We start from the raw sequence: 10,570 nt of genomic DNA on the forward strand, positions 1-10,570 counted from the left end.
GCAAATATTTAAAAATAAAAAACAAAAAAGGAGCCACCAGGCTCCCTTTAAAAACTAGCTAGCAAAAATAATTAAGCGATAAACGATTTTATTGAATTTAAAATGCCTTGTTCGCCTAAACCCATTTCATCGTGCATTTGCGCTTGTGTGCCGTGCTTAATAAATTCATCAGGAATACCTAAGTTAAGCACTTTTAGGTTGGCTTTTTGCGCTGCTAAATATTCATTAACCGCTGAGCCTGCGCCACCACAAATAGCGTTGTCTTCAAGCGTTACTATTACATCATGAGTTTGGCTAAGCTCATCTAATAAACTTGTATCAAGTGGCTTAATAAAGCGCATATTAACTAGCGTTGCACCTAGCTCATTTGCAGCAAGTTGCGCGTTTTCAAGCAAAGTACCAAAGGATAAAATAGCAATTTTAGCGCCTTGTTTAATGGTATTGGCTTTGCCTATTTCCAGTAGCGTCATTTCGCTTTGAATATCAGCAGTACCGGCACTACCACGAGGGTAGCGAACTGCTACAGGGCAATTAGCCTTATAACCGGTATAAAGCATATGGCGGCACTCGTTAGTATCACTTGGGGCCATAATAACCATGTTTGGAATACAGCGCATAAAGCTTAAGTCGTACGCACCTTGGTGTGTTTCGCCGTCGGCGCCTACAATACCAGCGCGGTCTATAGCAAAAAGCACAGGTAAGTTTTGCAGTGCAACATCATGGATAAGTTGATCATACGCACGTTGTAAAAAGCTCGAGTAAATAGCTACAACGGGTTTTAACCCTTCACAGGCAAAACCGGCGGCCAATGTGACAGCGTGCTGCTCTGCTATGGCTACATCAAAATACTGCTCTGGGTGTTCTTTTGAAAAACGCACCATACCTGAGCCTTCACGCATTGCCGGCGTAATAGCCATTAATTTTTTATCTTGCTCGGCCATATCACACAACCAATCACCAAACACCTTAGAGAAAGTGGCGGCGCCAGGTTTAGATTTAGGTAAGCTTGATGTATTAGGGTCAAACTTTGGCACACCGTGATAGCCAATAGGATCAGCTTCTGCGGGTTTATAGCCTTTTCCTTTTTGGGTTTTTATATGTAAAAGCTGAGGCCCTTTTAAATTACGCATATTACGCAGTGTATCTACGAGCATATTTACATCGTGGCCATCAATTGGGCCAATGTAATTAAGACCTAGTTCTTCAAAAAAGGTACCTGGAATAACCATTCCTTTTAGGTGCTCTTCTACTTTACTGGCAAGCTCTTTAACAGGAGGCACGCCAGAGAGTAACTTTTTACTGCCTTCGCGAATGTTTGTGTAAAAGCTGCCAGATAAAATACGCGCAAAGTGATTAGTTAACGCTCCGACGTTTTCAGAAATCGACATTTCGTTATCATTTAAAATGATTAACATGTCAGATTTTACATCGCCTAAGTGGTTCATGGCTTCAAATGCCATACCTGCTGTAATGGCACCATCGCCTATAACGGCAACAGTTTTGCGGCCTTTGCCTTCTTTTTGAGCCGCAATAGACATACCAAGTGCTGCCGAAATAGAGGTACTTGAATGGCCTACGCTAAAGGTATCGTATTGGCTTTCTTCACGAAAAGGGAATGGATGTAATCCGTCTTTTTGACGAATTGTATGCATTAAATCGCGTCGTCCCGTTAAAATTTTATGCGGGTACGCTTGATGGCCTACATCCCATACAAGGCGATCTTCTGGTGTGTTATACACATAATGTAGAGCAACGGTAAGTTCAACAGTTCCTAAACCAGACGCTAAATGGCCGCTACTTTGCGAAACAGAGTTGAGTAAATAGTCTCGTAACTCGTTGCTAAACGCAGGGAGTTTATCTTGCGCTATATCGCGTAAGTGGGCTGGTTCGTCAACCAAGTTAAGTAATGGATACTTGCTACTATCAAGTGTCATGGTATTTATTTTATCCTTCGCTAACACCGGTGCTAACTTATTAGTTGTTACCGCTGTTGAGTAATAATGTCAGTGCTAAATGGCAATACGTATATGTAACACTCAATGGTCACGTTTAATCAGGTAGTTTGCCAGCGCCGCTAGAGTAGAGGTATCAGCATCTATTTTGTTTAATGCTTGATGCGCTTGCTCTATTAAATTTTGCGCCATTTGCTTGGCACCTTGCATACCTAATAGGGCCGGATAAGTTGCTTTATTAGCAGCTAAATCAGAGCCTTGTGGCTTACCTAAAGTAAATGTGTCACCTTCAACATCTAAAATGTCGTCGTGCACTTGAAATGCCAGCCCTATAGCATACCCAAAAACACGTAAGTTTTCTAAGGTTTGTTTGTCTGCTTTTTCGCTACATAATGCACCCAATGTAATGGCACAGTTGATTAAGGCACCCGTTTTTAATTTATGAATTCGTTCAAGCTGTTGTACTGTAATCACTTTATCTGTGGCTGCAATATCTAGCCCTTGCCCGCCTACCATGCCTTCAAGCCCCGATGCTTTAGCCAGTGCGCTGATCATTTTTACTTGTGTTGATGCGCTGCAGGTGAAATTGTGAGCCGAGATAAGTTCAAAGGCTAATGTTTGTAGTGCATCGCCTGCTAAAATTGCATGCGCATCGTCAAACTCTATATGGCAAGTTGGGCGTCCACGGCGAAGGTCGTCATCATCCATGGCTGGTAAATCATCGTGCACCAACGAGTAGCTATGAATACACTCAATAGCAGCAGCAAGAATATCTAAATCTTGCTTATTAGCTCCGAGCATTTCGCCACTTGCGTAGACTAAAAAGGGGCGTAAACGCTTGCCACCGTTAAATAAGCCGTACTGGGTGGCTTCTTTTACTGTGTGTGCGGTATCAAGGGGTTGATCAAAGTACTGTTGCAGGGTCTTTACGACATCTTGTTGAGCACATTCTATTTTTTCTTGTATGCTCACGGTTATTCCATATCGTTGTTAAATGAAGTAAGCGCTGCTTTTTCGTCATTACCCATCAAAATAGACACTTTTTGTTCTGCTTGTTGTAACTTACCCGTTGAGGCGTTAGCTAAGGCTATACCACGCTCAAATTGCTTTAACGACTGCTCAAGCGATAAATCACCTTGTTCCATTTCACCGACAATGGTTGATAGTTCTTCGAGTGCTTGTTCAAAACTTAGGTTTTCAGGTTTTTTAGTCGCCATGTTTAATTTCAGCCAGCATGATAAATTTAGGAGCCAATTTTAGGGGGAATGCTAAACTAGGTCAAAGGATGATCGTTGTTTTTTGAGTTATATCAGTTTAAATCGTATTTTTACCATGTATAAGATGCGTATTAGTGCTCACTGTGTACAATAAAATTAATCAGTCGCTAGGCGAGTAGGGTATCTTGATCTAAAATTAGGCCAAACACAGTGTTTTACACTTTTTTCAAAAATGGCTTAAGTATTTCAGTATCTTGCCGATAAGCAGTTAATAATAAAAGTTTGAATAACAAAGTATAATACTTTGGAGGAAATGTGGATTTAGCAACCATAATTGGGATCCTTGGCGCAATTGGTTTAATTGTCATGTCCATGTTTATGAGTAGTAGCGGTGAAATGGGGATGTTTGCCGATGCGCCTTCTAGTGTAATTGTATTTGGTGGCTCACTATTTATTGTGTTATCAAACTTTACCTTGTCGCAGTTTTTGGGCATAGGTAAGGTTGTTGGTAAAGCATTTATGTTTAAAATCGAATCGCCAGAAGAGCTGATAGAAAAAGCAGTTGAACTTGCTGATTCAGCCCGTAAAGGGGGGTTTTTAGCCCTCGAAGAAGCCGAAATACCAAACCCTTTTATGCGCAAAGGTGTAGATATGCTTGTTGATGGTCACGATGCTGATGTAGTTCGTGCCACGCTTCAAAAAGACATTTCTTTAACCACAACTCGTCACGAACTGGGCGCCGGTTTATTTAAGTCACTTGCCGATATAGCCCCAGCAATGGGTATGATAGGAACGTTAATAGGCTTAGTTGCTATGTTATCTAACATGGATGACCCTAAAGCCATTGGCCCCGCAATGGCGGTGGCATTATTAACTACTTTATATGGTGCATTTTTAGCAAATGTAGTGGCTATTCCTATTCAGGTAAAACTGGAGCTTCGTAAAGACGAAGAGGCCATGAATCAGCGTCTAATACTGGATGCTATTTTAGGTATTCAAGACGGCCAAAACCCGAAAGTAATTGAAGGTATTTTGAAAAACTACCTTGCTGAGTCTAAGCGCAAAGTAGATACCGAGGAGTAACCATGTCTGATCAAGAGTGCAAATGCCCACCCCCAGGTTTGCCTGCTTGGATGGGAACATTTGCCGACTTAATGTCGCTTTTAATGTGCTTTTTTGTACTTTTGCTCGCGTTTTCAGAAATGGATGTACTTAAATTTAAGCAAATAGCAGGCTCGATGAAGTTTGCATTTGGTGTGCAAAACAAAATAGAAGTAAAAGATATCCCTAAAGGGACCTCGGTTATTGCTATGGAATTTACCCCTGGTAAGCCTGAACCTACCCCGATAGAAACCATTCAGCAACAAACGGTTGAAATGACCCAGCAAATGTTAGAGTTTCAAGCGGGTGATGAAAGCTCTGCTGGTGGTAGACAAGAGCAACGTGGCGATAAACGTGGTGGCGAGTCACGTAGTACATCGCAGCAGCAATCTTCAGAGCAAGCAACTTCAGCCGCCGATCAAGAACAAACTAACGAGTTAGTAAAAAAAATAGCGCAACAGCTCGAAAAACAAATTATCGACGGTGCAATCGAGCTTGAATCTTTAGGGCAGCAAATCATTATTCGTATCCGTGAAAATGGCTCATTTCCCTCTGGCAGTGCTTTTTTACAACCTAAGTTTAAGCCCATAATTCAAGATATTGGTGAGTTATTAAAAGATGTACCTGGTGAAATTACGGTATCGGGTCACACCGATGATTTTCAGGTTTCTAACGAGTTATATATTAATAACTGGGACTTATCGTCAAAGCGTGCTGTAGCAGTAGCAAGCGAATTACAAACGGTACAAGGGTTTGATAAAAACCGTATGATGGTAGTAGGGCGTGCTGATACTCGTCCACTTGTGCCGAATGATTCAAACGAAGATAGACGCCGAAATCGCCGAGTAGAAATATCAATCTTACAAGGTAAGGCTAAAGAGTCAGACCCTATTGATGTGCGCTAGGCTAGTAGCGGGCGCTAATTTCTCTAATTAAGTTTCTTTTTAAGGTACTTAATCGCCTAAGTATCTTGGCAAGTTCATTATTTTAGCTTAAAGTACATTTCCTTAACATATGTAATGGATGTGCTGTGAAAGTTATAATTAAATATTGTGATATGCCAGGTAATGGTGATGGTACCGACGACGATACAAAAGAAAAATAAGGTAAAACATTTTGCCTGATTGGTTTTTGTATTTCGTTAGTATTTTAAGTAAAAGCTGGGTCTTTATGCTAAGCCCGGCTCTTTTAATATTTTTTATATTTAAAGATTACTTAGCCTTTAGGTTTGCATCACTGACCGTCGCTTTTTTCTTCTTTGGGGGGATAACAGCCTCTAGCTTGAGAGAGTTTGACGATATTTATATCTATCGTTATTTAGTATGGGCGGCTACCGATATTATATGGATGGCGTTAATAGCTTATTGGGGAATAAAAGATAAAGTTTATTTATGGCAATGCGTTATTGGTCAGTTAGTGGTTATTGGCGCACCTATATTACAATTATTCAGATTAGTTGACCGTCACCTTTGGGATTTAGCGTACAGCACCATTATTTACAAAACGTTAATGCCCTTTATCAACATTGGCACCGTCATAGTGTGTTATTTACCTTTAATTATGCTTTTCGCTAAAAAAAGTAATACCCCCTCAAAAATAGAAAGCGCTCCACCTTCTAAATAGCTGTGCTAAACTACTGTTCATATAAACAGTTAATGAGCAACTCCCATGAAACTCTATATCGCAGAAAAGCCATCACTTGGCAGAGCTATTGCTGATGCATTGCCAAAACCACATAAAAAACACGATGGTTATATAGAAGTGGCTAATGGTGACTGTGTCTCGTGGTGTATAGGGCACTTACTAGAGCAAGCTGAACCTGATGATTATGATGCGCGTTTTAAAAAGTGGCAATTTGAACACCTTCCCATAGTGCCAGAACAATGGCAGCTCAAGGCAAAAACGAAAACGCGTAAACAATTAACTATTTTAAAAAAGCTAATTAAGCAGGCATCAGTACTCGTGCATGCGGGCGATCCCGATCGCGAAGGCCAATTGTTGGTTGATGAAGTCATAGAGCAAGCCAAAATAAGTAAAACCAAAAAGCAAAGCATTCAACGTTTACTTATAAGTGATTTAAATTTAGCGGCGGTAAAAAAAGCGCTTACGACTATGCGTTCAAATCGTGAATTTATTCCGCTTAGTGTGTCGGCGCTTGCGCGTTCACGTGCAGATTGGCTATTTGGTATGAACCTTACGCGTGCTTATACGCTGGCGGGGCAAAAAGCAGGCTTTGGCAATGTGTTGTCGGTGGGTCGCGTACAAACCCCAATTTTAGGTTTAGTGGTTAATCGGGATAACGAAATAGCTAACTTTGTGTCAAAACCATTTTATGAAGTGTTGGCGCATTTAATAACCCCTGAGCAGCAAAGCTTTGTGGCCAAGTGGGTACCAAGCAAAGCCTGCGAGCCGTACCAAGATGAAGAGGGCCGCGTTTTAAATAATGCATTAGCCGAAAACGTCGCCTCGCGAATAGCCAATCAACCAGCTGAAGTCACTGCGCTCGAACAAAAACAAAAAAAACAAAGCGCGCCGCTGCCTTATAATTTATCGGCACTGCAGATAGATGCTGCAAAGGCATTTGGTATGGCAGCTCAGCAAGTACTCGATATTTGCCAAACGCTTTATGAGCGTCATAAGTTAATTACTTACCCTCGTTCTGATAATCGTTATTTGCCTAAAGAGCATCATTTAGATGCGCCTGCAATTTTAAAAGCAATTGCAGCTAATGGCGGTCAAAATACTGAGTTTGTGAATGGGGCAGACGCTAAAAAACGCAGCAAATGTTTTAACGATGCAAAAGTGGCTGCGCACCATGCAATTGTACCTACCGCCAAACAACTAAAAACAGCGACTTTGGCGGCTGATGAAGCAAAAGTATATCAACTTATTAGTAGGCATTATTTAATTCAGTTTTACCCCGATTATATTTATAACGAAACTAAAGTAGATGTAACGATTGCGGGAGGTTTATTTAAAGCCAATGCAAAGCAAGATGTAAGCCTAGGATTTAAGGTACTAATGGGCAAAGCCGAGCTAAAAGATGAAGCAACCTTGCCTCATTTAACAAAAGGCATGGCGCTTAACTGCACTAAAGGTGAGGTGGTAGAAAAACACACTACGCCACCGTCTCATTTTACTGATGCAACATTGCTAAGTGCCATGACCGGCATTAGTCGTTATGTAAAAGATTCACAAATTAAAAAAATACTCAAAGAGACCGATGGGCTAGGAACAGAGGCAACCCGCGCAGGCATTATTGAATTATTATTTAGGCGTCGTTTTTTAAAGCGCGAAGGTAAATCAATTAAAGCAACGCAAACAGGCTTGGCACTTATTCGTGTTATACCAGAGGGCTTAGCTAGCCCCGATTTGACCGCTAAATGGGAGGCGAGTTTAGGCAACATTGCTCAACAAGCAATGAGCTACCAACAATTTTTACAACCACTGCTGGTGGAGCTTGAAGGTTTTGTACAGCAAGCAGCTAGTTGTGATAGCCATGTATTTTCAAAGCTACCTAAAACGCCACCTAAAAAGCGCTTTGCTAAGGGTGGTAAAAAAGCACCATTTAAAAAATCAAATTATAAAAAGAGCTCAGCAACCACTTAATCGCTGAGCTCTCAAATATGCTTATTTTTTATTAAATAACGCGACTGCAGCGTTACTCATGGCTTTTATACCGGTCGGTAATGCTACTTTATAATCTGGCGCAAATTCACTTGAGTGTAATGAAGGAAGTGTTTGGTTACTTTTCATCGCATTTGTATATTGCTGCTGGTTTACTCCACCTAACCAAAATAACGTAATAGGAATGTTTTCATCAGTTCTACCGTACAGTCCAAAATCTTCACCAGCCATAACCGCTTTTGTCTCAAGTACATTAGTTTCGCCAATTGCATCAGCAATAGCACTCCTAACAATATTAGTTTGCTGAGGGTTATTGTAAGTAGATGGAATAGATTCATCTTCATGAACGTGAACAACAGGGTAGTGTGACTCAGTAAGGCCAGCACTTTGAGCAATACCCGCTGTTATACGTTTTATTGCTGCTATTTGCGCCGTCCGTACCTCTGGGTTGTAGCTTCTAAGCGTAAGCTGTAGTTTTACTTCATCGGAAATCACATTATGCTTTGAGCCACCATGAATAGATCCCACAGTCACAACAGAAGGCTCAAGTGGAGAAAGCTCGCGGCTTGTGATTGTTTGTAATGCTAATACCGTACGCGCCGCAATAACTACAGGGTCTACGGTAGTGTGCGGGTAGGCGCCGTGCCCGCCTTTACCTTTTATAGTTATATCTACCGAATCAACACTTGCCATGGTGTATTCATTTTTCATTGATACCTTACCCGCAGGCACGCTGGCACTAACATGCAGCGCAATAACATGATCAGGCTTAGCATATTTACTAAATAAGCCTTCACTTAACATGGCTTTTGCTCCACCGCCAACTTCTTCTGCAGGTTGCGCAACCATCATTAACGTTCCTTGCCACTTATTTTTATGGGCAATAAGTTGCTCAGCAGTACCAATAAACGAGCTCATATGTATATCGTGGCCACAGCCATGCATTACACCTACTTTATTCCCATGCTCGTTGGTCACTTGTACTTTAGATGCGTAAGCTTTACCGGTTTGCTCTGTGATTGGTAGGCCATCAGTATCAGTACGAATCATTATTGTAGGGCCGGTGCCATTTTTATAAATCCCTACCACACCATAGCCGCCCACATTATCTGTTACGTCAAACCCAAGGTTTGTTAATTGCGCTGCTATTTTTTGGCCAGTTTCTTGTTCGTGATATGAAAGCTCTGGAGATTGATGTAAGTCGAGGTAAAACTTTTCAATAGCTGGCATACTCTTAGTTAAATCTAAGCTTAGTGACTTAGCGAAAGTAAGTGGGCTTGCTATCATTAATGCTGCAGCTAGATAGGTGATTTTCATGTTTTCCCTCATTATTTGAAAGTATTTAATACTTGTATTTATTATGTTCGTCTCCATATAAAAACCTAAATAAATGAATATGGCAATTAATTCAATGAGCAACATAGTTAGTATCAACGCACAAAACCTTCAGCAAGTACTCGGTGAAACATCACAACAAAAGTTGGTGCTGCTTAACTTCCACTCACCACAAAGTCCTGAGTGTATTAGCCAAATCGGTATATTAGAAAATTTAGCTACGCAATATAAAGACCATATTGTAGTGGCTAATCTTGATTGTGACGCAGAACAAGCACTCGCCTCGCAATTAGCGCAGCAGGTTGGCTTGCAAACCTTACCTACACTTGTGTTGTTAAAAGATTCAGCTCCAGTAGATTTATTAGCGGGTGCACAAACAGACACGCAAATTCGCGAAGTCCTGAGTAAGCATTTACCAGCGCAACAGGACCTACTTCTTGAACAAGCAAAACAAGCATTATTAAAGTCGGATCTAAATGCTGCATTTAATTACGCAAAGCAAGCGTATGAAATAGACAGTGCAAACGCACGTATAAAGCTTGTGTTAGCCGATATATGCATTCAAATACACAAGTTAGATGATGCGCAAGCACTCATTGATACAATTGACGCCCAAGAGCAAGATGCTTATTTTCATAATATAAAAGCTAAATGCGAAGCGGCTCTAGAAGCTACCGACTCGCCAGAGATAAAAGAAAAGCAATCTCAAGTAGAAAAGTACCCAAATGACTTAGACCTGAAAATAGAGCTAAGCCAATTGCTAAATGATGCAGGACGAAAAGAAGAAGCACTCGAAACACTCTTCAGCGTACTTAAAAAGGATCTTAACTTTAATGACGCTAAAGCAAGCTTTTTAGCAATTATCGCTTCTCTACCAGATGGAGATGCACTTGCAGCAAAATACAGAAGAAAGCTTTATAGTATTTTGTATTAATACGCGCAGTTAATAAATTAACTTAAAAGCACCTTATAGGTGCTTTTTGCGTTTTATACATCGTTATATTTAAAACAAACTGGGCTTTGCTTATAGGTTTGGTTTGTTTTTTGTACTGCTTTTGGCTCTTTAGAGTGAAAAATGCACGAAAGAGCTTTTATTTATAGTTTTTATTAAAAAACGCTTGCGTAAAAATCCGTTCTCCCTATAATGCGACCCCACTGAGACGGCAGAGCGCAACGCTTAGCGAGGCAAGAGTCAATCAGTGAGTCGAGTAAAACTTAGTTTTAAAAACTTTCAAGTTTAAAAAATTAAGTGTTGACAAAAAAATAGGAAAGCGTAAGATGCGCAGCCTTAGCGAGATAAAGTTTAACGCTTTAAACTCAAAGAACATTAACAAAATA

9 protein-coding genes are annotated in these 10,570 nt (G+C 40.7%); 5 read left to right on the plus strand and 4 right to left on the minus strand.

Annotated features, from left to right (window positions below; all coding sequences use genetic code 11):
* Positions 1–71 precede the first annotated feature (71 nt).
* The 3 genes from dxs to CWC04_RS00725 form a co-directional block, all read right to left on the minus strand.
* Positions 72–1,934 (minus strand): 1-deoxy-D-xylulose-5-phosphate synthase, encoded by a 1,863-nt coding sequence (gene dxs / locus CWC04_RS00715; RefSeq protein WP_029773765.1) that lies wholly within the window; start codon positions 1,932–1,934, stop codon positions 72–74.
* A 102-nt stretch (positions 1,935–2,036) separates the two neighbouring features.
* Positions 2,037–2,924 (minus strand): (2E,6E)-farnesyl diphosphate synthase, encoded by an 888-nt coding sequence (ispA, locus tag CWC04_RS00720; RefSeq protein WP_126006121.1) that lies wholly within the window; start codon positions 2,922–2,924, stop codon positions 2,037–2,039.
* A 2-nt stretch (positions 2,925–2,926) separates the two neighbouring features.
* Entirely contained in the window at positions 2,927–3,169 is a 243-nt protein-coding gene (locus CWC04_RS00725) for an exodeoxyribonuclease VII small subunit (RefSeq protein WP_004586873.1), read from the minus strand.
* A gap of 315 nt (positions 3,170–3,484) precedes the next feature.
* On the opposite strand from CWC04_RS00725, the gene pomA reads away from it, so the two are divergent.
* From pomA to CWC04_RS00745, 4 genes are all read left to right on the plus strand, one after another.
* Positions 3,485–4,252 carry a flagellar motor protein PomA gene (gene pomA / locus CWC04_RS00730; protein WP_004586874.1) on the plus strand — a complete coding sequence of 256 codons (768 nt, stop codon included), beginning with the start codon at positions 3,485–3,487 and terminating at the stop codon, positions 4,250–4,252.
* A gap of 2 nt (positions 4,253–4,254) precedes the next feature.
* Positions 4,255–5,175 carry a flagellar motor protein MotB gene (locus CWC04_RS00735; RefSeq protein ID WP_004586875.1) on the plus strand — a complete coding sequence of 307 codons (921 nt, stop codon included), beginning with the start codon at positions 4,255–4,257 and terminating at the stop codon, positions 5,173–5,175.
* A 211-nt stretch (positions 5,176–5,386) separates the two neighbouring features.
* Positions 5,387–5,893 (plus strand): hypothetical protein, encoded by a 507-nt coding sequence (locus tag CWC04_RS00740; protein ID WP_138684372.1) that lies wholly within the window; start codon positions 5,387–5,389, stop codon positions 5,891–5,893.
* A gap of 45 nt (positions 5,894–5,938) precedes the next feature.
* Positions 5,939–7,879, plus strand: a complete 1,941-nt coding sequence (locus tag CWC04_RS00745; RefSeq protein ID WP_138684373.1) for a DNA topoisomerase III — start codon at positions 5,939–5,941, stop codon at positions 7,877–7,879.
* Between the two features lie 21 nt (positions 7,880–7,900).
* Here CWC04_RS00745 and CWC04_RS00750 read toward each other — a convergent pair whose 3' ends face one another.
* Positions 7,901–9,214, minus strand: coding sequence for a M20 metallopeptidase family protein (locus CWC04_RS00750; protein WP_138684374.1), 1,314 nt, complete (start codon positions 9,212–9,214; stop codon positions 7,901–7,903).
* 94 nt (positions 9,215–9,308) lie between these two features.
* On the opposite strand from CWC04_RS00750, the gene CWC04_RS00755 reads away from it, so the two are divergent.
* A complete protein-coding gene (locus CWC04_RS00755; RefSeq protein WP_138684375.1) occupies positions 9,309–10,166 on the plus strand; it encodes a tetratricopeptide repeat protein in 858 nt (285 codons plus the stop codon).
* Positions 10,167–10,570: the final 404 nt, after the last annotated feature.

Source organism: Pseudoalteromonas sp. S2893 (assembly GCF_005887105.1).
GTDB classification, from domain to species: domain Bacteria; phylum Pseudomonadota; class Gammaproteobacteria; order Enterobacterales; family Alteromonadaceae; genus Pseudoalteromonas; species Pseudoalteromonas atlantica.

Bases quoted from the DNA above. Each gene is read 5' to 3' on its own strand.
- CWC04_RS00755 (WP_138684375.1), top strand. From the start codon at position 9,309: ATGAGCAACATAGTTAGTATCAACGCACAAAACCTTCAGCAAGTACTC.
- CWC04_RS00735 (WP_004586875.1), top strand. From the start codon at position 4,255: ATGTCTGATCAAGAGTGCAAATGCCCACCCCCAGGTTTGCCTGCTTGG.
- CWC04_RS00745 (WP_138684373.1), top strand. From the start codon at position 5,939: ATGAAACTCTATATCGCAGAAAAGCCATCACTTGGCAGAGCTATTGCT.
- CWC04_RS00725 (WP_004586873.1), bottom strand. From the start codon at position 3,169: ATGGCGACTAAAAAACCTGAAAACCTAAGTTTTGAACAAGCACTCGAA.
- dxs (WP_029773765.1), bottom strand. From the start codon at position 1,934: ATGACACTTGATAGTAGCAAGTATCCATTACTTAACTTGGTTGACGAA.
- CWC04_RS00750 (WP_138684374.1), bottom strand. From the start codon at position 9,214: ATGAAAATCACCTATCTAGCTGCAGCATTAATGATAGCAAGCCCACTT.